General features: G+C 28.7%; 31 protein-coding genes. 6 read left to right on the plus strand and 25 right to left on the minus strand.

Annotated features, from left to right (window positions below):
- Nucleotides 1-239 precede the first annotated feature (239 nt).
- The 20 genes from LXN10_RS06925 to nifN form a co-directional block, all read right to left on the minus strand.
- On the minus strand, nt 240-887 hold the full coding sequence (locus tag LXN10_RS06925) for a potassium channel family protein (RefSeq protein WP_129100352.1): 648 nt from the start codon (nt 885-887) through the stop codon (nt 240-242).
- On the minus strand, nt 884-2209 hold the full coding sequence (locus LXN10_RS06930; protein WP_375725133.1) for a TrkH family potassium uptake protein: 1326 nt from the start codon (nt 2207-2209) through the stop codon (nt 884-886). The genes LXN10_RS06925 and LXN10_RS06930 overlap by 4 nt, the downstream gene beginning before the upstream one ends.
- 12 nt (nt 2210-2221) lie before the next feature.
- On the minus strand, nt 2222-2911 hold the full coding sequence (locus LXN10_RS06935; protein WP_375725134.1) for a winged helix-turn-helix domain-containing protein: 690 nt from the start codon (nt 2909-2911) through the stop codon (nt 2222-2224).
- Nucleotides 2908-3939 (minus strand): sensor histidine kinase, encoded by a 1032-nt coding sequence (locus LXN10_RS06940; RefSeq protein WP_375725135.1) that lies wholly within the window; start codon nt 3937-3939, stop codon nt 2908-2910. Before LXN10_RS06940 ends, LXN10_RS06935 begins: the two co-directional genes overlap by 4 nt.
- 204 nt (nt 3940-4143) lie before the next feature.
- Nucleotides 4144-5553 carry a methyl-accepting chemotaxis protein gene (locus LXN10_RS06945; protein WP_375725136.1) on the minus strand — a complete coding sequence of 470 codons (1410 nt, stop codon included), beginning with the start codon at nt 5551-5553 and terminating at the stop codon, nt 4144-4146.
- A gap of 188 nt (nt 5554-5741) precedes the next feature.
- Nucleotides 5742-7193, minus strand: coding sequence for a methyl-accepting chemotaxis protein (locus tag LXN10_RS06950; protein WP_375725137.1), 1452 nt, complete (start codon nt 7191-7193; stop codon nt 5742-5744).
- Between the two features lie 140 nt (nt 7194-7333).
- Nucleotides 7334-8581 carry an RNA polymerase factor sigma-54 gene (locus tag LXN10_RS06955; RefSeq protein ID WP_375725138.1) on the minus strand — a complete coding sequence of 416 codons (1248 nt, stop codon included), beginning with the start codon at nt 8579-8581 and terminating at the stop codon, nt 7334-7336.
- A gap of 53 nt (nt 8582-8634) precedes the next feature.
- Nucleotides 8635-8931 (minus strand): 2Fe-2S iron-sulfur cluster-binding protein, encoded by a 297-nt coding sequence (locus LXN10_RS06960; protein ID WP_375725139.1) that lies wholly within the window; start codon nt 8929-8931, stop codon nt 8635-8637.
- Between the two features lie 162 nt (nt 8932-9093).
- Nucleotides 9094-9435, minus strand: a complete 342-nt coding sequence (locus tag LXN10_RS06965) for a hypothetical protein (RefSeq protein ID WP_375725140.1) — start codon at nt 9433-9435, stop codon at nt 9094-9096.
- A 91-nt stretch (nt 9436-9526) separates the two neighbouring features.
- On the minus strand, nt 9527-9937 hold the full coding sequence (locus tag LXN10_RS06970) for a nitrogen fixation protein NifZ (RefSeq protein ID WP_013133873.1): 411 nt from the start codon (nt 9935-9937) through the stop codon (nt 9527-9529).
- Complete coding sequence (locus LXN10_RS06975; protein WP_013133874.1) at nt 9927-10262, minus strand: nitrogenase-stabilizing/protective protein NifW; 336 nt, start codon at nt 10260-10262, stop codon at nt 9927-9929. The genes LXN10_RS06970 and LXN10_RS06975 overlap by 11 nt, the downstream gene beginning before the upstream one ends.
- Nucleotides 10263-10287: 25 nt before the next feature.
- Nucleotides 10288-10803 carry a flavodoxin domain-containing protein gene (locus tag LXN10_RS06980; RefSeq protein WP_375725141.1) on the minus strand — a complete coding sequence of 172 codons (516 nt, stop codon included), beginning with the start codon at nt 10801-10803 and terminating at the stop codon, nt 10288-10290.
- A 17-nt stretch (nt 10804-10820) separates the two neighbouring features.
- Nucleotides 10821-11252: a NifX-associated nitrogen fixation protein gene (locus tag LXN10_RS06985; protein ID WP_375725142.1), complete on the minus strand. Its 432-nt coding sequence runs from the start codon at nt 11250-11252 to the stop codon at nt 10821-10823.
- On the minus strand, nt 11252-11647 hold the full coding sequence (locus LXN10_RS06990) for a NifB/NifX family molybdenum-iron cluster-binding protein (RefSeq protein ID WP_375725143.1): 396 nt from the start codon (nt 11645-11647) through the stop codon (nt 11252-11254). Before LXN10_RS06990 ends, LXN10_RS06985 begins: the two co-directional genes overlap by 1 nt.
- Nucleotides 11648-11703: 56 nt before the next feature.
- On the minus strand, nt 11704-12006 hold the full coding sequence (locus LXN10_RS06995; protein WP_375725144.1) for a hypothetical protein: 303 nt from the start codon (nt 12004-12006) through the stop codon (nt 11704-11706).
- Nucleotides 12003-13250, minus strand: a complete 1248-nt coding sequence (locus LXN10_RS07000; protein ID WP_375725145.1) for a SagB family peptide dehydrogenase — start codon at nt 13248-13250, stop codon at nt 12003-12005. The genes LXN10_RS06995 and LXN10_RS07000 overlap by 4 nt, the downstream gene beginning before the upstream one ends.
- Nucleotides 13234-13686 (minus strand): ankyrin repeat domain-containing protein, encoded by a 453-nt coding sequence (locus LXN10_RS07005; protein ID WP_375725146.1) that lies wholly within the window; start codon nt 13684-13686, stop codon nt 13234-13236. Before LXN10_RS07005 ends, LXN10_RS07000 begins: the two co-directional genes overlap by 17 nt.
- Nucleotides 13683-14204, minus strand: coding sequence for a hypothetical protein (locus LXN10_RS07010; protein ID WP_375725147.1), 522 nt, complete (start codon nt 14202-14204; stop codon nt 13683-13685). Before LXN10_RS07010 ends, LXN10_RS07005 begins: the two co-directional genes overlap by 4 nt.
- Nucleotides 14205-14582, minus strand: a complete 378-nt coding sequence (locus LXN10_RS07015; RefSeq protein WP_375725148.1) for a hypothetical protein — start codon at nt 14580-14582, stop codon at nt 14205-14207. It abuts the gene before it with no gap.
- Nucleotides 14572-15867, minus strand: coding sequence for a nitrogenase iron-molybdenum cofactor biosynthesis protein NifN (nifN, locus tag LXN10_RS07020; RefSeq protein WP_375725149.1), 1296 nt, complete (start codon nt 15865-15867; stop codon nt 14572-14574). Before nifN ends, LXN10_RS07015 begins: the two co-directional genes overlap by 11 nt.
- Nucleotides 15868-16016: 149 nt before the next feature.
- On the opposite strand from nifN, the gene LXN10_RS07025 reads away from it, so the two are divergent.
- Nucleotides 16017-16445 carry a hypothetical protein gene (locus LXN10_RS07025; protein ID WP_375725150.1) on the plus strand — a complete coding sequence of 143 codons (429 nt, stop codon included), beginning with the start codon at nt 16017-16019 and terminating at the stop codon, nt 16443-16445.
- A gap of 5 nt (nt 16446-16450) precedes the next feature.
- Here the strand turns inward: LXN10_RS07025 and LXN10_RS07030 are convergent, their stop codons facing one another.
- From LXN10_RS07030 to LXN10_RS07040, 3 genes are all read right to left on the minus strand, one after another.
- Nucleotides 16451-17473 (minus strand): AI-2E family transporter, encoded by a 1023-nt coding sequence (locus tag LXN10_RS07030; protein WP_375725151.1) that lies wholly within the window; start codon nt 17471-17473, stop codon nt 16451-16453.
- 49 nt (nt 17474-17522) lie between these two features.
- Nucleotides 17523-19028: a hypothetical protein gene (locus LXN10_RS07035; RefSeq protein WP_375725152.1), complete on the minus strand. Its 1506-nt coding sequence runs from the start codon at nt 19026-19028 to the stop codon at nt 17523-17525.
- Nucleotides 19029-19111: 83 nt separating this feature from the next.
- Nucleotides 19112-20452 (minus strand): nitrogenase component 1, encoded by a 1341-nt coding sequence (locus LXN10_RS07040; RefSeq protein WP_375725153.1) that lies wholly within the window; start codon nt 20450-20452, stop codon nt 19112-19114.
- A gap of 153 nt (nt 20453-20605) precedes the next feature.
- Here LXN10_RS07040 and LXN10_RS07045 point away from each other — a divergent pair, with 153 nt between their 5' ends.
- From LXN10_RS07045 to LXN10_RS07060, 4 genes are read left to right on the plus strand one after another with little or no spacing between them, the layout of a single operon-like run.
- On the plus strand, nt 20606-20992 hold the full coding sequence (locus LXN10_RS07045) for a NifB/NifX family molybdenum-iron cluster-binding protein (RefSeq protein WP_375725154.1): 387 nt from the start codon (nt 20606-20608) through the stop codon (nt 20990-20992).
- Between the two features lie 11 nt (nt 20993-21003).
- Nucleotides 21004-21975, plus strand: a complete 972-nt coding sequence (locus LXN10_RS07050) for a NifU family protein (protein ID WP_013133890.1) — start codon at nt 21004-21006, stop codon at nt 21973-21975.
- The gene (locus LXN10_RS07055) at nt 21972-22328 is read left to right on the plus strand and encodes a NifB/NifX family molybdenum-iron cluster-binding protein (protein ID WP_375725155.1); all 357 of its coding nucleotides are present in this window, start codon (nt 21972-21974) and stop codon (nt 22326-22328) included. Before LXN10_RS07050 ends, LXN10_RS07055 begins: the two co-directional genes overlap by 4 nt.
- 4 nt (nt 22329-22332) lie before the next feature.
- Nucleotides 22333-23571, plus strand: coding sequence for an FprA family A-type flavoprotein (locus LXN10_RS07060; protein ID WP_375725156.1), 1239 nt, complete (start codon nt 22333-22335; stop codon nt 23569-23571).
- Nucleotides 23572-23634: 63 nt separating this feature from the next.
- Here LXN10_RS07060 and LXN10_RS07065 read toward each other — a convergent pair whose 3' ends face one another.
- Nucleotides 23635-23820, minus strand: a complete 186-nt coding sequence (locus tag LXN10_RS07065) for a hypothetical protein (RefSeq protein ID WP_129100323.1) — start codon at nt 23818-23820, stop codon at nt 23635-23637.
- Nucleotides 23817-24176 (minus strand): arsenate reductase family protein, encoded by a 360-nt coding sequence (locus LXN10_RS07070; protein WP_013133894.1) that lies wholly within the window; start codon nt 24174-24176, stop codon nt 23817-23819. Before LXN10_RS07070 ends, LXN10_RS07065 begins: the two co-directional genes overlap by 4 nt.
- A gap of 101 nt (nt 24177-24277) precedes the next feature.
- Between LXN10_RS07070 and nifB the strand changes: the two genes are divergently transcribed.
- On the plus strand, nt 24278-25726 hold the full coding sequence (gene nifB, locus LXN10_RS07075; RefSeq protein WP_375725157.1) for a nitrogenase cofactor biosynthesis protein NifB: 1449 nt from the start codon (nt 24278-24280) through the stop codon (nt 25724-25726).
- Nucleotide 25727 lies beyond the last annotated feature (1 nt).

The raw sequence follows: 25727 nt of genomic DNA on the forward strand, positions 1-25727 counted from the left end.
TATTGCGTTCCACAAGATGAAAAAGAGAATATTTTTTTCATAAATTTTTATAATTTTCCGTAAAATAGGAGTTTGAGAAGGTGATTTTTTTTAAAAAGTTAAAAATAGGATAAAATTTATCTTGTTTTCATAATTGTTTTTTTACTACAAATTTTGTAAATTTTGTTATTTGGGAGTGTAAAATTTAGTAAAATCAACCAAAGGTTGATTTAAAGTGTGAGGTCTATTTTAATAGGATTTTAGAATTCTTTACAAAATTCTTTACTATATTTAGCTTCTCCTATAAAAACTAAAATATCATTTTCTTTTATTTTATAAGAGGAATCAATATTTAAAACCCAAGTTCCATCTGATTTATAAGAGACTATTTTAAGTTTTTTATACTCTTCTTTTATCTCATAAATTCTTCTATTGATAAATTTTTCATTTGCTACTAGTTTTATGATTTTTATATTGTTACTTATATCTATCTCTTCTATAGTCATATTATCAATTAGTTTATTTACCAACATTCTTCCTGCAATTTTTTCAGGATATATGATTTTAAAAGCACCAATTTTTGATAATATTTCACCGTGAGTTGATGTGATAGCTTTTGCAATAATATTTTGATTATTTAAATCTTTTAGTGCCATTACTGTTAAAATACTTGCTTCTATATTCTCACCAATACTTACAATTACTGTGTCAAGGTTATAAATTCCTACATCTTCTAAAGCTTGTTTATTAGTACTATCAAGTACAAAAGCATTGTCAATATATTCACTTATCTCTTGAATCCTTTTTTCGTCATTATCTACTGCTATTACTTTTACATCTAACCTTGATAAACTCTTTACAATATAAGATCCAAATTTTCCTAATCCAATAACTGCGATTGTTTTCATATAATAATCCTTCCTACTGGGTATTTAAAATGTTTTGTTTTTGCTTTTCCTACTAAAATTAAACCAAAGGCAAAGACTCCAAGTCTTCCTGCTAACATCATAATTATGATAATACTTTTTCCAAAGGTATCAAATTCTTGAGAAAAACTTAGAATATCACCATTACCTGTTGATACTCCAACTGTCCCAAAGGCAGAAACAACTTCAAATAAAATTCTTAAAAAAGGTAAGTTTTGTGTTTCCACTAATATTAAAGTGGCTAAAAGTACGAAAAAAGAGGATGAAAGGATGATTGCTAGGGCTTTATTGATAATTTTTTGTTCAATTGTTCTTTTAAAAATACTTGGTTGTTGGTTACTCTCTTTTAAGATATAAATTACTGTAATAATTAAAATAGCAACAGTAGTTATTTTCATACCACCTGCTGTACTTCCTTGCCCTGCTCCTGTCATCATAAACAAAGTAGAGAAGAAAAGAGAAGACTCTTTTAATCCTGCTAAATCAATACTATTAAACCCACTGGTTCTAAAGTTAATGGAGAGAAAAAAGGCATTTAGTAATTTATCATAAACAGATAAGCCTCCAAAAGTTTTTGGGTTGTTCCACTCAATAGATAAAAATAAAACCATTCCCATAACAATTAAAATAATAGTTCCGTAAATCATGATTCTTGTATGAATAGTAAATCTTTTTGCAAATCTTCTATTTTCATAAATTTCAATTAAAACAAAATATCCCATTCCTCCTAATACTACTAAAATACAAATAGTAACTAAAGAAATAGTGTCACTTTGATATCCCATCAAACTGTTTGTAAATAAAGAGAAACCTGCATTATTAAAAGCACTTACACTATGAAATATTCCATACCAAAGGGAGTCTAAAAAATCATACTTTTTAAGAAATTGTGTAGTTAAAACAATCGCACCTAAAAGCTCAATAACTAATACAACTGCAAAAATCTTCTTTAAGAATCTTCTAACATGCATATTTGGTAAATCCAATGATTGCCTCATGGCTCTTTTTTCATCTATATCTAATCTTTGTCTAAGTGATAAAAAGAAAATGATTACCAATGACATATATCCTATCCCACCAATTTGGACTAGAATCAAGATAATGACTTCACCTAAAAAAGTAAAATTTTCAGAAGTACTTGTAACAATAAGCCCTGTTACACATGTAGCACTAGTAGCAGTAAAAATTGCATCAATAAAGGCTAAGTGACCTTTATGACAAATTGGTAAGGCTAGTATTAAGGCTCCAAAAAATATAACCAGCACATATCCTAAAAATATAGATCTTACATATTTATGTTCCACTAATTCTTAATCCTAATTCTCACTATAAGAAAATCTATAGCCAACACCAGACTCAGTTTTTATATATTTTGGTCTAGTACTGTTTTGTTCTATTTTTTTTCTTAATGTATTTACATAAGTTCTTAAATATTGCATTTCAGTTTGATAACCTGTTCCCCAAACTTCATTTAAAATTTGTTTGTGGGTTAGGGTTTTGTTTGCATTTATCATAAAATATTTTAATAACTCATATTCAATAGGGGTTAATTTAAGAACTTCTTGTTTAAATTTTATAGTTCTTGAACTTATATCTAGTTCTAAGTCATTGCAAATAAATTTATTATCAATCTCTTCTTTTGCAATATTTCTTCTTAAATTTGCCCTTATTCTTGCCAATAGCTCATTTACAGAAAATGGTTTCGTAATATAATCATCTGCTCCAACATCTAAAGCTGCAACAATTTCTTTTTCATCATGTCTTGCTGTTAGAACGATAATTGGTACTTTTGATATTTCTCTAATTTGTTTTATTAAATCTTTCCCATCACCATCTGGTAGTCCTAAATCAACTATGAGAAGACTTGGATTATGACTTAAGAACATCATTATAGCATTTTTCTTGCTTTCACTTGAAATAAAATTAAAAGCATACTCTTTAAATGTTATTTCTAATAATCTTTTTACAGAAGAATCATCTTCAATTATGTGTATTAACTCTTTCATATTAGTTTTGCTCTTTTTAATACTGGTAGATTTATTTCTATTAGTATGCCATTATTTTGTGAAATAGCTTTTATCTCTCCACTATGAAGTTTAACTATACTTTTACAAATAGCCAAACCAATACCACTTCCTGAGATATCATTGGTATCTTCTACCCTATAAAATTTATCAAATATATTTTTTAGTTTTTCTTCATCTATAAATTCTGTTTCATTAAATACTTGAATTTTTATGTAATTATTACAATCTAAGACTTCAAAATCTATTTTTGCATTGGTAGATGAATACTTAAATGCATTATCAAGTAAATTTACTACTAATTGAGTAAGTAAAGTATTATCTCCCCAAAAGAGACCAGTCTCTTCAATATTTACTATTACTTTTTCGTCACTTTGTTTTTGAGAAAATTCATCTAAAGCAACTCCCACAATATCTTCGAAATCACACCATTGAAGTTTTAAATTAATATTGCCACTTGATAATCTAGTACTATCAAGAATATTTGTAATAAGTCTTTCCATTCTAATAGAGGCATAATTTATATCTTCTAGTAAACTATTTTTGTTTGTTTCATTTAATTCATTGTTTGATAATATTAAGTTAATACTTCCATGAATGGTTGATAAGGGAGTTCTTAAATCATGGGAAATAATATGTAATAAACTCTCTCTTAATTCATTTTGTTTCATTTGAGTACTTATACTTTTTGCTTGATAAGTTATTATCCACCCAACAACTCCAAAAATCAAGAAACTCCAAATATAGAGTTCATTGTGTACAGAAAAGCTATATATTGGTGGAATGTATAAAAAATTTAAAAGAACTACACAAAAAATTGTCATAAAAAAAGTAGCTTTGCCTTTTCCATGAATGGCAACGACAATAACAGGAATAATGTGAATAAGTGCTATATTTATGATATCTAAAGAGTTTCTAAACATATGGCTAATAATAGTAATTATTAACAAGATACCTAAAGCTTTTAGTATGTAATTGTATTGTTTATATGGAAAGAGTAAGTTTTTCATCTTAGGCTTTAAATAGTTTTATTATTAAAAGAAGTATTAAAAAAGATAAAATGGAAAGCATAATAATATTTGGCGTTGTCATATCTTTCTCTTTAGAATAAAGTGTGACTACATTATATGTTGTCTTATCTAAAGAAAAAATCAAAAATCAAATTTAAATATCAAAATTTTATAAAGATACTTTTTATTAATTAAGATAAAAGATTAAGCACATATATTTTCAAAGATACTTTCTTTCCCTTCAAAACTCTTTTTACTTGTCTCTTCAACAATAGTATTTGCAATATTTGATGTTTCAGTTGCAATTTTATTCGATTTAGATGATACCTCTGAGTTTGTATAAATTTGTTTTTCTAAAACTTTTACAGAATGGTTAATTTGAACTATACCCTCTTGTTGTTTTTTAGAAGTAATTGCTACTTCACTAATCAGTTCTATAGTTTTATCAATATCGATGTTTAAATTCGAATATCCCTCTATCATCTCATTTGCGATAGCTTTTCCTTCATTGGCTTTTTGATTTGCAGCTTCAACTAGTTTTTTTATATCTCTTGCAGCTTCTGTACTTTTATTTGCAAGATTTCTTACTTCTTGAGCAACTACTGCAAAGCCTTTTCCAGCTTCTCCTGCAGTTGCAGCTTCAACGGCAGCATTTAATGACAAAATATTAGTTTGAAACGCTATTTGATCAATGATACTTATTGCTTCATTTATAGAATTTACTTCTTCATTAATTTCATCCATGGAAATATTGGTTTTATTTGCAAGGGTTTCTCCCTCATTTGCAGATTTTATAACTGCGTTTGCAAATTCTGACATTTGAATTGTTTTTTCATAAGTTTTACTAACATTTTGTGTGATTTCTTCTAATACAATCGTTGTCTCTTTTAAACTTGTAGATGCTTCCGTTGAAGAACTATTTAGTTTAAAAGCATTATCTAATAAAATTTTAGATGATTTTTGTAATGTAGTACCATTTTTTTTATTTTCCAATAACATATAAGTAATAGCATTTTTAAGTTCATTAATTGAAGTTGATAGATTTATAAACTCTCCATCATTTGAAATATTTTCTAAAATTAAATCATTTGTATAATTATAATTAGTATATTCATTAAGAATATTATTAATAATCTCAAAATGTTTTTTTGTATTTATTATCATGTCATTAACAACTATCTTAAATTCTTCAAGTACTTTAGTTGAAGTTTTTACTTGAATAATATTTTTATATGTCCCATTTTTAACTTGTTCTAAAATACCTTTTGCTTCTGTAATAAATAAGAATTCTTCTTGCTCTTTGACTTTTTGTTTTTTATCTCTAATATCAATAATATTTTTTATTTCAGAGTATTCACTTGCAAAAGAAGTATTTATTTTAAGTTTTGCATCTTTATTATCCATATTTTTAAGAAAATTTACTAATTCTTTTGATAATTGTTTACCATTCTTTCTTTCATCTAATTCATGAAAAATTAAAGCTATTGCAATAATAATTTGAATTGTTTGTGAAGTTGTATTTGTTGTAAAAAAGAATGCATTAATAGGTAATAGTAACATTCCAAGATAATGAATTATTGTCATTCTAAAATATAATGATTTTATATTAAACATATGTGGTCCTTTTTTTAGAATATTATCTAAATAGGACAAAAACAGTATTGATTAAAATCAATACTATTTAAAAGGAGTATGTAGAGTTTTATTTATTGTTTTAAGAGGGGAAAGCGTTTAAATCTTTCCCTTTATTTTCTGTTGTTTACAGTGGTATAATTTTTTGGAGTTATTATTTATTTAGTTCTTTAATTCATCTCTTTTGCTTTAACATCATTTTTACCAATAAACTCTTTTTCATTTGCTTCTGAAACGATAAGTTTAGCAATAGTGTCTGTCGTTGTTGCTATATCATGGGTTTGAGATGCAACCATTGCATTTTGTTGAGTTTGTTGATCAAGTTGGTTTACTGCTGAATTTATTTGCTCTATACCAGTTTGTTGTTCTTTACTTGACATTTCAATATCTGAAATTAGATTTATAGTTTCTTGAATATTTTGATTTAACTCTTTATATCCTTTTATCATATTTCCAGCTATATTTTTGCCTTCATTTGCTTTTGAAGTAGCATTTTCCACTAATGTTTTTATCTCTTTTGCAGCTTCTGCAGAACGAGAAGCTAGGTTTCTTACTTCTTGTGCAACTACGGCAAAGCCTTTACCTGCTTCCCCCGCAGTTGCAGCTTCTACTGCTGCATTTAGAGATAAAATATTTGTTTGAAATGCAATTTGGTCAATTACACTAATTGCCTCATTGATAGATTTAACTTGCTCATTTATTTCATCCATTGCAACTGTTGTTTGATTCGCAAGCTTTTCCCCATTTGACACAGAAGTTGTAACATTAGTTGAATTACTTGCCATTTTTGCAATATTTTGAGTGTTGTTTCTAATATTTGCAGTTATCTCTTCTAAGGCTGCTGCTGTTTCTTCTAAACTTGCTGCTGCTTCATTTGAACTTTGATTTAATTTATCAACATTTGCTAAAAGTAAATTTGAACCCTTATCGAGCGTTAATCCATTTGCTTTATTTTCTACTAACATTTCATTTATAACATTGGCAAGATTATTTAGGCCATTAGCTGCTTCTCCTAAATTGTTTCCTTTAATTCTATGGGTAAAGTTTAACTTTTGAAAAGACAATAAAGCATCAGATATTTTATTTAAATCACCATCTACTTTAGTAGATACAATTTCAAATAAGTCATTAATACCATTTTTAAGATTTTCTATACCTTCATTTTGTGTTTTTTCTTGTATAGTTTGTTTCATAATACCTGTTTTTGCTATATCAATTGCCTTATTAGCAGCTTTTATTACATTTTTTGCATCAGTAATATCTTGTGCAAATTTTACAACACGAGTTACTTTTCCACTACTATTTTTTACAGGAGTATATGAAGCTTGAATCCAAACAGAAGTACCATCTTTTCTAATTCTTTCAAATTCATTTATTTGAGATAAACCTTTATTTAAACTCTCCCAAAATTCACTATATTCTTTTGTAGTTACATATGTTTTATCACAAAACATTCTATGATGCTTACCAGCTGTTTCTTCTAACTTATATCCTAAAACATTTAGAAAATTATGATTTGCATGTATTATTGTTCCATCTGGCTTAAATGATATAATTGCATAGTTTTCATCCATTGCAGTTAATCTTGCTGCTTCTTCTTCTGTTTTTCCAAAATTAAACATTATGTTCCTTTTATATTTTTATTAAATGTATTTTTATCTAATTCAATTTATAAATTTATATTATCTTAAGAAGAAATTATCTAGTAGTTGTTTTATGTCATTTAATACGAGGGTAGAGTTTTTGTATTATACCAATTATTTTATAAATTTTCTACTTTGTAGAGCTTTTTTCTCTCTTTTGACGAGGGCATATCTAGCATCTTTCTGTATTTCGTAATAGTTCTTCTTACCATTTCTAGGTTAAATTTTTCTTGAATAGCATCTAAAATATCTTGGTCTGTTAGCGGGGTTTCTTTATCTTCATATTCAACAAGACTTTTTATGTAGTTTTTTATCTCTGAAGATGATAAATCTTTATTGTTAACTGCATTTGAAAAAAAGTGTTTTAGAGGGAAAGTCCCCAAAGAACATTCAATATATTTATTTGCTACAGCTCTTGAGATTGTTGATTCTGCAAAACCAATTTCATTTGCTAATTCTTGCATAGAGTATGGTCTTAACTCACCTCCAACAAAGAATGAAATCTGTTTCTCTACGATTAAAAGAACTATTTTATACAGAGTTGATTTTCTCAAACCCAATAAATTTACTAAATCTCTTGCTTCTTTTAATTTTTCTTTTATTCCCTCATTTTTAGAGTTGAAAGCATCTTTTACTTCTAAATCTGGATAGTAAGCATGGTTTATTTTGATATTGATATCTTCCCCAATATCTACAAAAAAATCAGGAATAATTTGTACATTATCATTCATATAATTAATAGCAGGTGGATTATTAAAATATTTAATTATCTCTTTTGCATCATCAAATCTATGGTGCCCCGCATATTTATCCAAGTGAGAGATATCTTTTATAATTTTTTTTATAAAATTATATAATTCATCGTCAATTCTTTTATCACAGGCATCTAATTGAAATAGAAATGACTCTGATAAATTTAATGATCCAATTCCACTTGGTTCTAAGAGTGAAAATCTTTGTCTAATAGATTCAACATACTCTTTATATACATTACATGTTATGGCTATTTTTTCTATATCACCTTCAAAATATCCCTCTTCATTTATATCACAAATGATCTCCATAGCTACTTTTTGAGAGTTTGGAGTTGAAAAATTTGGTGCACAAATTTGTTCACTTATTACATCATTTAAAGACTCATTATAAATTGCCAATGACTCTATAAATTCCCCACTTGTACCTTGTGGCATAAAATTTGCATAAAATTCTTTTGGTTTTTTGATTTCTAAAAATGGATTTTCGTAAGATACATTTTTTAGATGTTTCTCTAGGTCTTGAAGTGAAGACTGTAGCATTGGAAGCCACAATTTCAAAGATAAGTTAAGATTTTGCTTCTGAGAAGCCGAGGTTGATAATGTTTGTGCCATTATGATATTTTGCCCAAATTCAAAAAGAATTTGGACATTCTCCTGTATATTTTCTAATACTTAATTCTAACAACACCGTTAGGCTTAACTATTTTCATTTGACAAGATAATCTTGTTTTATCAGTAGCTGTACCTGCACAATTCTCTTTTATTACTTTTACTTCTTTTTCATTTATTGGAGAGATAAATTCCATACCTTGTTCAATTTCAACAACACATGTTCCACATTCACCATCTCTACATCCAAAAGGTAAAGCTGAACCAGATGCTTCTACTACATCTTGAATTGTACTTCCTGGTTTAACATTAATTGCTAAAAAATCGTTTATAATTTCTACTCTAGTTGTCATTTGCTATCCTTTAAAAATGTCCCATTTCTCAAGGGACCTAAATCTATTAACTTCTTTTCACACAGGAAATAAATTCCTATTAAAGAAGCAAACCCTAAAGGGAACAACGAGTTGTTCCCTCTCAATCTTCTTAACTTTTTTTATCAGACGAATCTGTTTTTTCTATTTTAATGTGTATGGTTTTACTAAAATGTCACCTTTGATTAACATCATTGGTGCAATTCTAACTTTTGGGCTTATTGTGAATTGTTGACATTGTAAAGCCTCTTCAGAAGTGATTGCTCCTAATTTAACTAATACATCTAACTCTTCATCTTCCATGTAACTTGTTGGTTCTTCATCTGCAAGATTTTCAACATAGATTAAACTTTTTGCATAATCTTTTGCATCTGATATAAGAGGAACACCTTTTTCTTTAGCCAATCGTGAAATTGGTTCACCAATTTTGGCATCATAAATACCATCAGTAACAGTATCAAAATGCATAAAAATAACTTTTGCCATATTTTGTCTCCTTTTTTAGCTTGTTTTCTTCATACAAACCAAGCCATATGATAAAGTTCAAAAAACTCTTTCATCTGACTTGGTCAAGAATTTAATCTTTCGAGTAGTACTTTTCTCTATGCTTACGCATAAATTCTAACTCTTCTTCAACTTCATCTCTATAATCTTCCATAGCTTCAAGTTCATGTTCTCTACACCCTACTATTTCTACTGGGACATCCAAAAGACCTAAAAAGTGAACTTCATATACACGAATTACTTGCAAGAATTCACCCATTGATTTTATATATCCAATTGCACCTGCTGGCATCAACTGTGTACCAATTGGTGCATGGGGATAGGTTCCATCATTCACTATCTCTTTTAGAAGTTTAACTTTTTGACCTATTCCAAACTTTGGTTTGTCTTCATCTTTTCCTGAACGACCTGCTGTTACACTATCATGAAGAGGTGTATTCGCATCTACGATATCTTTATGTGTAAATCCATCTTTAGCACCCACAACTTCCTCCTGTACCTGTTGGACTTGGACTACAAGAAGAACAACCTTCTAATTTTCCAGTCTCATACATATTCCAAACATCAGCTGCACTTGGAGCGTGACCATTTTTATAATCACCATAAACTCTTAGTAATGAAAATTTTAAAAACTCTAAAAGTTTACTCTCATCTGATATTTCTGCTAAACCTTTTTTTATAAGTGTTCCATACTCTTTCATCATATGAAATCTTTTTACATTGATTAATTTTTGGTCAAAATCTATATCAAAAAATTTAAAAAAATCTTCTGTATCTCTTAATTTATAAAATTCTTCTACTGTTTTCATTTTATATCCTTTAAAATATTCCATTTTAAGCTGGAATTTCTTCTTTTAAAGAGTCAATCCATTTTGATACTCTTATTTCTGTTTTATCTTTTTCATTGTGTTCATCAATTGCTAAACCACAAAGTTTTCCATCCATTTCTGCTTGTGAAGATTCATATTTATAATCACTTGCATCAACAAAACCAACAATTGTTGCACCGGCTTTTGTGAATGTCTTGTATAGTTTCCCCAAAGCTGAACAAAAGTGTTCACCATGTTTTACACTATCTCCTGCACCAAATAATGCAATAGTTTTTCCAGAAAAATCTATACCATCTGATTCTATTTCTAATAAAGGATCAACCCATTCAAAATATACATCACCTTGTCCCCAAGTAGAACTTCCAATGAAAAGAACATCATGCTCAAGCATTTGATCTATATCATCAAAATCTTCTTCCATATTAATCACTTCTTCCACATCAAAAGCTTCTGCTAATGCATTTGCAACAATCATTGATGTTCCACCTGCTGTTCCACAAAAAATCCCAATACTTGCCATACTTGTCTCCTTTATATCTATATGCTTTTATATTTGTTATAAGTTTCTTCCGCTTTTACAAGGTATTTCTCACCCTCAATTAGTAAATCATCATAAGTTCTAAATGAGAATCTATGCGCATCTTTGAAAAATTTCTCACATAAAACAATTTTCCCTGCAAATACTACAACTCGCCCAAAACCTTCATGACTCATCTCCATTACAACAGAACACATAACCCCTGTCATTTTTTCAAAAGCTAAAGCAACTGCTTGAAATACCAGTCTTATATCTTTGATTTGCATTTCATCAATATCTGCGATAATAGGGATATTTTTTAAGTCCTCTTTTGTTCTTATATACTTTTCTACTAATAAGTCTTCATCACTTTTATTAACCCATGTTCCAAATTGATCAAGTGCTCTTACTTGACCGATTAGTGTTACTTTAAAAAGTTCTTTTTTATCCATTATGAAGCCTTCTTTTCGATTATTTTTTTGATAAATGGTGGAGGGTTTGAATTTAACATATCTTTTAGTTTTTTTATCTCTTCTTCAATACTTACAATTTCTTTGTATTTGATTGTAAAGATTCCACTATTGATAAGTTTAGCAGCTGCGATTGCTCCCACATTTGTAAAATAAACAATATCAATACCTTCTAATAGTGCTACTGCTTTATCTGTATCTTTTTCAAGTACCTTTTTTATTTCACATAAACTTGTACCAGTTTTACTAATTTCATAAACTGCAAATTGTTTTGCTGCACCAAAGTGTGCGTCAATGTTTTCTAAATCAGTTGTTGCAAAAGCAACTTTTAGAGAACCTTCTTGAGAGTCATTTGTTGTGATTTTAATACTACTCATTTTTTTGTCCTAAAATTAATTTAAATATGTATATGCAAATAGTGTTCCATAAAAAATTAAGTAGTTTTTTTACTTCTAATTAAAGCTAAAAAGTCTATTAGGTCACTTAGAAAGAATGCCCTATTTGAAAGCTCTGCAAAGTAAACATTAGTAAAAGTATTTTGGGCAGAAAATGATTTTGCACTTTGAATAAATTCTTGTGGAAGTTGTGTATTTATACCAAGTGGTTTTATAAGTTCATCACAAACTTCTTCAAAAAGAAATAAAATCTCAGCTGGTTTTTCTTCACATAGCATATAAATATCACTTCGGTAAAGTTCATATTTTTTATATAGTTCTACATAAGTCTCTTTACTCATCTTCCCACCGCCATTAGATATAAAATGTTGTTTGAAGTTATTAAAACATCTTGTGTAATATCATCAAAATATGCTCCAATTCCAGTTGAGCTTATTTGTAAATTTGTTGCTCTTAAAGATATGATATGGGCTAAAAAACCACTAATTATAAGAGCTAAAGAGTAGTTTGTTCTTATTCTTGAAGTGAAAAAAATAGTTGCACTTGAGCTTCCTGCTATTTTTTGATTAAAGGCTAAAGTTGTTGAAAGCTCACTAAAATCGTCCTCTTTTTGTAGTTTAAACTCTTTATAAATCCCTTTTTTTAGTCCAGATATTAGGTGATTTATAAAAAATATTTCTATGTCATATTTTTTTGCAAAAATAAAAATGCCTTTTAATATAGTTTCAAAATCTTCTTTAGTGATGGCTTCTTGTTTAAAAGCTCTAACTGATCTTCTATTATCAATAGCATTTTGTAGATTTTCCTTTGATATTTCTTTTAAAAAATCTATTTTTAATTTATCGAAATTTTTATGATAAGAGTGTGAATAAAACTCTTCAATAAATGGCTCCTTTATATAATAATCACAAGGGGGCACAAAAGGTATATTATCTCTTAGTTTGTTTGTTTGAATATCTTTATACTCACTTGAACAAATTGAAGCCACAAAATGTTCATAGTTATCAAAAGAGAAGGCTTTATTTAGCTGTTTCTTTTTAAACTTAAAGTTAAAAAGATGTTCCATATCTTCTAGTATTAAACTTGCATAAATAGAACCTAATTGGTGACCTGTATCAAGTAAAAGATATCGTATTGCTCTTTTTTCATATTTCCATGAACTTCTAAAATATACATTACTAACTAAGAAGATAAATTTTTGTTGTTTTATATTCATATAACTTTCTAAGCCATCATTACTTAATTCATGGATTAGAGTTAAAGAATTACTAAGGGGCTCATAGTGATAAATTCCATTTAAGAACTTTTTTATCCCTCTTATTTGTATATAAATTTCACAAGGATAAAGTCCACCCGCACTTGGATTGACTCTTAAATTTACCTCATTATTTCCATATTTTTTTGAATAGGTGACTTTCCCAAAGTTTTTTATAAATCTTAACTCTTCATAATCATCAAGATTATATCTTCTATAAAATTTTGGGTAAGTTTTATATGCTTTTGCTTGAGTTTGCCAATTTATAAATTGAGTTTGGGTAAAAGCATTCTTTTTTGTTATGTCTGTTTGGTTATGAAACTCTTGCATTTCTTAACATTTTTACAATTTTTGGAGTAACTGCTAAATCTATAGCTTTAAAGCCATCAAGATTTTCATAAGAGCTATTAGCTCCTTTTTCTAAAAGAAGTTGTACAAAATCTTCTTTTCCAGCACTTGCACAATACATTAAAGCTGTTACCTCATTGACATTTTTAGAATCTATTTCTATCCCTGCATTTACAAGAAGTTCAAAACATTCATATGATGAAGCAAAACAAGCATTCCATAAAGCAGAGTTCCCATCTACATTTTTCATATTTAAGTCAACATTTAAATCTAATAACTCTTTTACAAGTTTTTGATTCCCTTCTCTTGCTGCTTTCATTACAGCAGAGTTTCCATATTTACCTGCTTTATTTAAATTATTTTCTTCATACTCATTATTCTTTAGCCAAGTTTTTAACTCACTAGATAAAGTTTTCATACTCCCATCCAATTCTCGTGAGTATGTCCTTTTACTTTGAAATTAATAACTTCTTCCAATGATGTTTCAAACTCATCTAAGTTGAGTTTATACTCAGCATTTGAAGGTATCTCTTTATATTTTATTACACCCTCTTTATCTATTATGAATACTGATTTTGCAATTAGAGTTTCACTTAAATTTACTCCAAACTTTAAAGAAAATTTACTAAAATCATTTGAAATATTTCCCTCATCTAAACCAAATACAGTTGTGATCTTTTTAATATCACTACTTGAGCTATTTGTTATAATATATACTAAAATTTTGGATTCAAATTTTTTTAAAACATCATGTAATCCATTGTTATAATCTTTGATATTAGGAGAGCTAAGCATTATTTGGATTTTAGGTGCCATCATTCCTATAACTTTTGATTCTCCATTTAGCATTTCAACTTTAACAGCAGGTGCTTCAGAGTCAATTTTTCTCTCTTTTTGCTTTAAAATATAAAACTCTTTTTTATACTTAACTTCCATTTATAATATCTCCTTATGTGTTATTTGACAATTTGTATCGATTATCATTAAAGACTTTTTTAGTTGATTTTTTTCATCTTTTATACTAAAAGTTTTTGAAAACTCTTTGTATTCCCTTGAGATTAGGCTATCTTTTAGCTTATATTCATCTATTATTTTTTCACAATCATCAATGCTACTTGTAGTTATAACAAATGTTTCTGCTCTATTCTTAAAATAAGATATTGCATCATTTAATTGTGTATTAAAAGTTGTAATATCAGGTAAAGAAATCACAACTTGAACCTTTTCTTTTGGAATACCTAAGAGCCTGGTACTGCCATTTATCATCTCTAATCCTAAAGCTTTTACTATTGGTCTTTGTAAATTAATGCCCATGAAATGCCCCTTGATTATGATGATTTATTAGATTTGCTAACTCAAAAAGTAAGTAAGTACTTCCTTCATATAAAACATCATTTTTTAGTTGATTACCAACTCCTTCAAAATCAGGAAACCCTCTTAACATAAGAGCTTTTTTATGTCTCATTGTGTATCTTTCTCCATGAAAGTTTGATATTAATACATCACTATCTTTTAGATATTTTTCAACATCTTCAAAATCACCAATTAATATATTTTCACACTCTATATTATCTAGTAAGTCATTTTTGTGGGTAGTTATTATTGCTTTTATATTTGCCCCTGCTTCAATAATTGTATTTGCAACGCTTATACACTGGTCAGGCTCAAGTGCGAGTACAACAGAAGCACTTCCAATTGCAAAGTGAGAATCAAGCATGGCATCTTGTAATCTTTTTCTCCATCTAACAATACTTGGATGGGGAGTTGAGATATTTTTGATTTGGCAAAGGGCTTTGAAAAACTTATCACCATCTTCTAAGCCACCTAAAGAATCAAAATGTAGTAATTTCATATTTTCATTTTTTGCTTTTAATTTATCTCCAGCTTTTTTTACACTACTTCCTATACTAATAGCTAGTGAACAAGTTCCTAATTTCTCTATATCTTCTACTGTTATTCCTCCACTACTTAAAGCACCTTGCTTTAATCCTAAGTGACCATCTAATGAATCACTTAAATCAGGAAGAGATAAAACTTCATAACCAAATAATGCTATTGTGTCTTTGATTTTTTCTATCTCTATTGGTTTTAGATTTACATTTGGAATAATTACTGCTTTATTCACATCAACTTCACTTGCACTTGCAACAAGTTGGTCAATGATTGCTTCAATAGATTTTGCAAAACCACTTTCAATAGAACCTTCAAAATCAGGAGTATTTACATAGACCATTTTTTGTTGGTCTTGGACAAGTAAACAAGCTCCTTTTATATCATCCCCTTTTGTCTCCGTAAGACCTGTTGTAAAAAGACCTACAAGATCAGGTTGTACTTTTTTAGTGATATTTTTAATTGATTCTGAAATGGCATAATCTCCCCCATCAATTACAGCTGTTATATCATTTACAGCTGTTGTTTGAACTGCTATTGGGTCATTGAAATGTCTTGTGAAAAACACCTTTGTAAATGAAGCACAACCTTGCGCTCCATGCATAAGTGGCATACAGTTTTTTATTCCTAAAAAACAAAGCATCGCTCCCATAGGTTGAGATAGTTTGATAGGGTTTAATTGTAGAGGTTTTGCACTTATACTTTCCATGGTATTTCCTATATTATTTTTGATATATATGCAAATAGTGTTCCTAAGTAAAAAAATAATTTTAAAATAATAAAAGTAATTATTTAATCTAGCATTAAGGTAAGTGTGATTATAATTTATATAATAACAATGTAATTAAGGAGTTATTTATGTCTGCAATTGATCAAGCAGTCAATGATTTTAATATTGGATTTTTTTCAACAAACAATAATAATAATAAAAACCCTGTTAATTTAGATCCCCAAAACACTAAATATGGTGATTTTGAAGGAAATATGAAAGTAGTAAGTTCTGAAGCCTATACACCTTCTCCTTCAGAATATGTACAATTAGATGGATTTAGATTTGATGATAATAATAATGCAATACCTACTAAGATTACGATAGAAGGTGCTTTCTCTCAAAATTCATTTTTAGATAAGAATGGAAATTGGGATGAGGAAGCAGAATATAAATCTTATGCAGAAAAAGAGTTGGAGTATAAAAAAGATGTAATATCTGATTGGATGAAAGAAAGAGGCTATGATTTACAAAATAATGCAGCCTTGATGAAAGCTTTATTGGAAAAAGAAGCATAAGTATTTTATGATTCTTTTACACTTGACATAAGTAGAGATATCCATTTAGTAGTTTTATTTGAATCAAAGGCAATTTTTAGTGTCATTGTAATAGGAACTGCTAAAAACATCCCTACTATTCCTAATACCCAACCCCACAAAATCAATGAGAAAAATATAACTAAAGGAGAAAGACCAAGTTCTTTTCCCATAAATTTTGGTTCGATAATATTACTTATAAAAATATTTATTGCAAGATAAAGTACTATTAGTATCAAAGTAGTATTCAAATCACTTGTTAAAAAAGATAAAAGTATTGCTGGAATTGCTGCAATAATAGACCCTACTACTGGAATAAAATTAAATAACATTGCAATTACACCCCAAAGTATAGGGTAGCTAATATCAAAAAAGATTAAAGTTATAGCCACTAAAAATCCTGTTAAAAAACTAGTCGCTGTTTTTACTAAAAAATATTTTTGTATATTATTTGAAAAAAGGTTGAAATGTTCTATTTTATCACTCTCTTTTCTAAAAAGTATTTTTAACTTTTTTTCAAAAGATTTTGATTCGGCTAGAATAAATCCTATACCAATGATAATAAGTAAAAATTTAGATAAAAATGTACCAATACTTCCAATTAGGTTTGTAGTAATTCCAAAAAATGAGTTTAGATTTAAAGTATCTAAAATAGTCTTTTTATCAATTGAGTAGCCATAGTTTTCTGCTAATGAAATAATATTTACAATAGTTTGTTGTAATTTCTCTTCATAAGTTGGAAGATTTGTTATAAAGTCTTTTAAAGAGATATTTACAATGTAAGCTAAAAGTAATGAAATAAGTGTGAAAAACCCAAGTACTAATAAATAAGAGATGATTTTAGGAATATGCTTTTTGTCTAAGATTTTTATTAAAGTCGATATTATTGATGAAATAAAGATTGCTAAAAATAAGACAATTACAATTTCACTGGCTATTTTTACTCCGGCAATAATAACTACTATACAAGCCAAATAAAAAAAATAGTTCCTTATTTTCTCTTCATCCATATTTCCCCTTTATTTAATAAAAGTAATTATAACGGCTTTTTATATAAATCTAAGAAAATAGATTATGTTTGATCTCATTGTATTGAGAAATAAAATTTGAATATGCCTCTATAATATTTTTGTTATAGGTTTTTGGGGGTGTTTGACCTGCATTTTTAGCTGATTTTTCTACAATAGCTATAATAGAATCAAGATTTAAGGGTTTTGCATCCACTTGCTGTGTATTTGGAGGATTTTTATCTTCTTTTTGATTTTCATCATTATCTTTGTTATCTTCATTTTTTTGAATATCACTTGGATAAACTAATAACCCATCAATTATGATGGAATCAAGATTTCCATTTTGAAGGTTTTCTATATTTTCATTAATAGCTAAATTACTCCATACTGCCACTTTAGGATCTTGTATATTTTGAAGTTTATTGTATATCGTTTCGTTTAAAGTATCATCTTTTAGGTAAGCTACTTTTTCTAATTGGGCTTTAAAAGCAAGTAGATTATCAGTATCTTTTTTATTAAGAGTAGAAATATTTTTTAAAGAATCATCTAAAATTCTTTTTAAATCTTCATAATTATTTTTAGCTTCATCAAAAGTTATCTGTCTTAATTGAGCAGCTGAATAGGTATTATAATCTGGTTTAATATCTTCATTTTCTATTTCTTCTGTTTTTGAATCTACTTCTGTATTCTCTTTAATTTGATTATCCTCATTTTTTGAATAATCATTCTTTACACTTTTTTTGACTTCATATAGGCTAAATGTTTTATTAGAAATTGTTATTTCTTCTCCTGAAATCATAAATCCATGATTATAACCATATTGATTATCAAATTGTTTATTAGATGATATAAATCCATGAGCATCTATAAATTCAATTGCATCTTCTATTGATTGTACAATTTGTTTAAGATCTGTACCTTGGATAGAGTAAGAACTTCCTGCAAAAAAACCATCAGAACCATCTAAGTCAGTAGGATCGGAATAGTCATAGAAAACTTGAGCATTATCCTCATAATTAGAATATATTGCTCTATTTATTTCATCATTATCAAAATAATTAACAATTTTGAATTTATCATTAAAGTTAAGTAATTCTTGTGTCTCTTTATTTACTCTTGTTACTTCTCCGTATTGCTTATCAAGCATATTATTAGTGATTTTATCTTCATTCATAAACTTTGATGTAACTTCATTAAAATATACTTCCTGGTCTTTAGAACCACCTCTTATCTCAGAGGGATTATTAATAAGAAGTCTTTTTTGATAATTTTTAAAAGATTCAGAATTTAGAATATCTTGAGATTCTTTCATTCTAGATTCTAATTCCTTTTTAATCTCTTCATAATTTTTTTTTATTTCATTATAAGAGAGTTCACTTAATTCTGCTGCACTATATGTAGAATAATCACCTTCAACTTTTTTAGTAAAAGCAGTAATTTGTACATTAACTTCATCTTTTTCTATTTCTAAAGTTGAACTTTTAGGATTGGTATTAAGTGTATTTGATATATTAGCAAAGGCATTGAAATTATTTATATTTGTCATATTAATCATATTTATCCTTTAACAAAGTTATAATAACATTATATTAATACTTTCTTAATATTAGATAAAATATAATTAATTAAGTAATTTTTTTAATTCCAAGGTTCTGGACTTCCGACAACTTTAAATACCTTGTTATTAACTGCATTAGAGACATCTTTTGCTAAATTTATAAGTCCACTATATGCCCCATAACTTACTTTTTTCTCTTGATTTACATCCACAAAGGCTACTTTTTTCTTAATAGCTGTATATAAACTTCGTCCACCTGCTAATAAAATATCAATATTATGTTCATCTATTAGTTTTGCTTGTTCAGTTCCTGGATCATTCATAAGTATTTTTACATATGTTGCACAAATCTCTTTATCCTCTAAGGTTGCTTTTTTTACACTTGTTGCAACCACATCTATACCTATATCTTGTAAGGCAGATGCTATAGACCAGGTTTTATTCCCACCTGTATTTAAAATAGCTTTTTTCCCTTCAAGTATTTTTCTATATGGAGTTAACGCTTTTTCAAGTTTTGTCTCTTCCTCTTCTATAACTTCTTTTGCTCTTTTGATAAGTTTTTCATCTCCAAAGGCATTTACTATGCTCATAATTGCATTTGTTGTATCACGTTTTCCATAAAATGAGATACTTATATATGGTATATTGTATCTCTCTTGCATCTTTCTTGTTAGAGAGATAAGTGATTTAGCACAAACTATTACATTTAGTTTTGCCCTATGTGCCATTTGGATATTTTCTATCCTTCCATCACCTGCTAGGGTTGAAACTACTTTTATCCCTATTTTTTCTAATATTGGAGTGTATTGCCACATGTCACCTGTAACATTGTATTCACCAATTAAATTTATTCCAAAAGGGTGAATCTCTTCAGGCTCTTTTGTTCCTATTAGTTGGTGTAAAACTGATTCTCCTCCAAGTCTTGATCCTAAGTTTTTACCACCAACAAACCCAGGAGAGTGAATAACAACTATAGGAATACCGTGTTTCTCTTCCATCCTATTACAAGTATTATCCATATCATCACCAATCATTGCAGTTACACAAGTTTCGTATACAAAAATTCCTTTTGGATTTTTATTTTCCACTATGTAATTAATAGCATCTTCTAGTTTTTTATCTCCACCAAAAATTACATCATTTGTATTTACATCTGTTGTATATCCAGTAATTGTATTATTTTCCCCATGGTGTGAAGTTAGAGTTTGTCTAGTTTCCCATGAAGCTCCTATACAAGTGGCAGGTGAATGAACTAAATGTACTACATCAGCAAAAGGGAAAAGCGCGATTTGAGCCCCTTCAAAAGCGCATCCACCACTAGTAGCCCCTGGTTTTGGTTTATCACATGATGATTTTTTTTCTTTATTATGAGAGCAGGCACTTTCGCTTAATAACTCTTGTATTAGTTTTTTATTTACCATTTTAGTTCCTTTGTTATCTACTTTTATAAGAAAACACTAAAGAGGATAATCTCTTACCCTGATATTTAATTGTTGTAGTTGCAATAAGCGTTCCCTCTTTTATTGTGGAATAGATTTTGCATGATAAAAATATAATGATTTAAAGGATTTAAAATGATTGCAATACCATTAAGTAAAGAAGACTCAACAGTAATTTCTGATTTATATGGAAATGCTCCATATTTTGCCTTACTAGATTTAAGTTCTGGATATTTTAATGTAAAAGAAAATATTGGATGTGGAAATGGGCTTGAAACAGCAAAATGTGTAGAAGAGTTAGGTGCAAAAAGTACTATTTTTTATCATATGGGTGAAGGTGTCTTTAATCATCTAAATGAAAATAAAGTAAAAGTTTATAGTGCAGCAAAAACTTACTTAACAATAGAAGATATATATAGAAATATTTTAAGCAAGTCGTGCAAAGTTGTTACAAAAGACAATTGTGAGAGTTTATTGGACTCTGGAACTACATCTTGCTCATGTGAGTGTGATAAAAACTAATTGAGTTGAATATGGAAAAAGATTTAGAATATTATCTGTCTTTAGACTATCCCTTTGAAACATATAGTGGAGAAAATGAAGTTGGAGATGCTTTTTTAGTAGAGTTTTTTGATTTTGATATAAAAGCTTCAAGTGAAGATTTTGATGAGGCAGTTGAACTTGCACATACATATTTAGAAGAACACTTAAAAAGAGAATTAAAAGCAAAAAGAGAAATACCAAAGCCAAATGAAGGAAGAAGATTTATGGAACATAGAACTGCATTAGCTGCATATAAAAACAAAGACTTTGAAAAGGCCTATAGTATTTGGGAAGAAGAAGCAAAATTAAAAAATGATCAAGCTATGGCAAATTTAGGTTTGATGTACTTAAAAGGTGAAGGTGTAGAAAAGGATTATTCTATAGCTAAAGATTGGTTTGAGAAAGCTAGTTCTTATGATAATGATTCTGCAAATTTTAATTTGGCACTTATGTATCAAACAAAAATTGGTGTTGAAGAAGATATAGAAAAAGCAAAAGAGTATTTTAGAAAAGCAGTTAGAAAAAATCATACCCAAGCAGCCTTTAGATTAGCTCTTGTTTTACTTCAAGATAGACAAAATTTAGATGGGGTAAGAGAAGGTTTTGACTGTATGTTAAAAGCTGCAAAAAACGGTCATGCAATGGCAAGTATTCAATTAACAGGTATAGATAAAGATCTAGCAACCAATGTGGAATTAAATGAGCATTTTAGAGCTCAAAGCATGGAAAAACAACTAGAAATCATCAATGATACTTTAGATAGATTTATTAGACCAATTTTATTAAAAGATGGTGGGAATATTTTACTAATAGATTATGTAAATGAACCAGAAATAGAACTAAGACTTGCTTATCAAGGCGCTTGTGTTGGGTGTTCAATTGCAAGTACGGGAACTTATGAGATGATAAAAGGTACTTTAGAAAAGGTAATTGACCCAAGAGTTAGGTTATATATATTATGAGAATTGCATTTGCTTCTAAAGATAATATTCATGTAAACCAACATTTTGGTTGGGCAAAAGAGTTTTATATTTATGAAATAAAAGATGATAATTATACTTTTGTAAAATCAGTTGATTCTTCAATTGAGATTGAAGATGAAATAGAGAAACTTAATTACAAAATTGAATGTTGTGAAGGTTGTGATATTTTATATGTTCAACAAATCGGACCAAAAGCCTCTTTGATGGTAAAAGCTTCAAAAATATTTCCAATGCAAGCAAGTGCTGAAAATGAAAAGATAGAAGAAATTCTACAAAAATTAATTAAAATGAAAGAGAACCCTCCCATTTGGATGAGAAGGTTGATAGGTTAATAACATGTATTCAAATAAACCTATAGAAATTGCACCAAATATTTATTTTATAGGATCATTTGATCCAGATATTAGAACTTTTGATATTATTATGAAAACAGCCAATGGCTCATCATATAATGCTTATTTAATCAAAACAGATGAAGGTGTGATTATTCTAGATACTGTAAAACTGGAGTTTCAAGATGAGTTTTTCAAAAAAATTGAAGCTTTGTGTTCTTATGATGAGATTAAATATGTTATTTCACATCACTTAGAACCAGACCACGCAGGAGCAATTCCTGAATTAATAAATAGAGCTCCAAGGGCAAAAGTTTTAATCTCTCCCCAAGCAACACCTATGTTAAAAGCAATAACAAGAAACGAAAATATTGATTTTGAGACAGTCTGGACAAATAAAAGTTTGACCTTAGGTAATAAAACAATCAAATTTCTTACAACGCCATATTTACATTGGCCAGAAACTATGAGTTCATATGTGGTAGAGGATAAATTACTCTTTTCAGGGGATGTTTTTGGAAGTCATTATCACGATAGAAGACTGTTTGATGATTTAGTTGGAGATTTTTTTTACGCATTTAAATACTATTATGACCATATTATGAGACCCTTTAAATCTTATGCTTTAAATGCAATCAAGCTTTATGATAAGCTTGAAATTGATATGATTGCAACTTTACATGGACCAATATTAAGAGATAATCCAAAACAGTATATTGATTATTATAGAAAATGGAGCCAAGATAACTATAAAGATAGTGCACATGGTAAAAAAATCTTGTCTATTTTTTATCTAACAAGTTACAAAAATACTAAAGATATGGCTGAAGCTATATTTGAAGGTGCGGAAAGTGTTGATGGAATCATCACCAATGTATATGATTTAGCCTCTATTGAAGAATCAAATATGATAAATATACTTGAAGAGAGTGATGGTGTTTTAATAGGAACACCAACAATTAATGCAGATGCCCCAAAACCTGTTTGGGATCTGCTCTCATGTATGATGTTGTTGGAAAAAAAGGGAAAAACAGGAGGTGCCTTTGGTTCTTATGGTTGGAGCGGTGAAGCTATTGATATGATTTTACATAGATTAAAATCCCTAAACTTTAGAGTTCCTCCAATGGATTCTTTAAAAATAAAACTAATACCCACAACAGAAGAACTTGCCCAATGTTACGATTATGGAGTAGAGTTTGCAGAAATTATAAATGGAAAAATGTTAGAAATGACCATGAACTAATATGAATGAATAAGTGATGAGTATGAATTAATTGACTAAAACTAATACTCATCACCTATTTGTTTATGATAGGTCACTAAGTGTTGATACCTTATAAACTACATCTTTGAGTTCATTTAGTTTTTTTATTATATCTTCATCACAGTGTTTATCCATATCAAATCTTGTCTCCATAAAATCATATATATTATCTATATTTGAAAATACTTCTTGGAGAAGTTGCTCTTTTATACTATCTTGTATACTCATCTTAACTCCCTTAATTTAAAATCTAAAATTTTATTTAAATCAAATCCACAAAATTTATTTGTACCAATTGTTATAAGAGGTCTTTTTATTAAAATAGGATTTGAAATCATAAGATTTAGTAACTCCTCATCAGAAGTATTATCTAAATCTATCTCCTTGTTTTTTACAAGTGGGGCATTTGGATTTATGCACTCTTTTATACTTTTATTCTCAAAAAAGTTAAGTAGTTGGTTTTTTGAAAAGTTTGTTTTCAATAAATCTGTACTAATAACATTGAAGCCAAAGTCTTTTAATCTCTTCTTTTGTTTGGTGTTATTTACACATCCAACTTTTTCATAAAAAATTACTGGAATCATTTTTTCTCCTTAATAAAGAGTATAGATGCATATTTCATTCCTAATAATTTTATGGAACGCTATATGCATAAAGTAAAACAGAAATAAAAAAAGGAGATACTATGAGTTGTTCTTGTACATCTAGTAGTACACAAGAGGAATTACAACAAGAAGTTATGGATAAGATTAACAACCATCCATGTTATTCTGAGGGTGCTCACCAACACTATGCGAGAATTCATGTAGCTGTTGCACCTGCTTGTAATATCCAATGTAACTACTGTAATAGAAAATTTGATTGTTCAAATGAGAGTCGTCCTGGTGTTACTTCAGCAAAATTAAGTCCTGAAGATGCAGTTAAAAAGGTTTTATATGTTGGTGGTGATATTCAACAACTTTCAGTTGTAGGAATAGCAGGACCTGGAGATGCACTAGCAAACCCTAAAAAAACATTTGATACTTTTAGAATGCTTCATGAAAAAGCACCAGATCAAAAACTATGTTTATCAACAAATGGACTTAGACTTCCTGATTATGTTGATGAGATGGTTAAATACAATGTTGATCATGTAACAGTTACTATTAATTCAGTTGATCCAACTGGAGAAATTGGTGCTAAGATTTATCCATGGGTTCACTGGAATCATGAAAAAGTATTTGGGGCAGAAGGTGCAAAAATTCTTTTAGAACAACAACTAAAAGGTATTAAAATGCTAACTGAAAGAGGTATTTTAGTAAAAGCAAACTCTGTTTTAATCCCTGGGGTTAATGATAAAGAGTTAGTAAATGTTGCTAAAAAATTAAAAGAGCTAAATGTATTTTTACACAACATTATGCCACTTCTTTCAAAAGAAGAGTATGGAACATATTATGGTCTTAATGGACAAGCAAGTGCTACTGATCAAGAAGTAATGGCTGCTCAAGAAGCATGTGGTATGGATATGAAACTAATGAGTCACTGTAGACAATGTCGAGCAGATGCTGTTGGACTGATTGGAGAAGATAGAGGAGAAGAGTTTACTCCTGATGTTTTCCAAAACATGTCTTGGGAAGAGTTACAAGATCAATATAATATGGAAGCAAGAGCTAAAAAACATGAAGTTATTGAAAACTGGAGAGCTGCACTTGATGCTGCAAATGATAGAATCAAAATAGAACAAGCAAGTAAAGAAGAATTAAGTTCTGCTGGTGAGACTAAACTTGTAGCTGTTACAACAGCAGGTGAAGGAACAGTAAACTTACACTTTGGTAATGCTACAGAGTTCCTAATTTACGAAGTTGGTGACAAAGCTATCAAATTTGTAATGCATAGAAAAGTTGAAAATGCATACTGCAAAGGTCCTGAAGATTGTGATGGTTCATATCCAATTGAAGAGATCAAAAATACTTTAAAAGATGTTGATATTTTATTAACAGAAAAAATTGGTGGATGTCCTCAAGATGAATTGGCTCAAATAAACTTGATTTCAGATGATTCATATGCACTTCAACCAATAGAAAAATCAGTTTTTGCAGCAGCTCAAAAATATTTCTTTGCTAATGAAGCAAAATCAGAGAAAGAGTTAGGGTAAA

The organism is Arcobacter iocasae (assembly GCF_042214795.1).
GTDB classification, from domain to species: Bacteria; Campylobacterota; Campylobacteria; order Campylobacterales; family Arcobacteraceae; genus Arcobacter; species Arcobacter iocasae.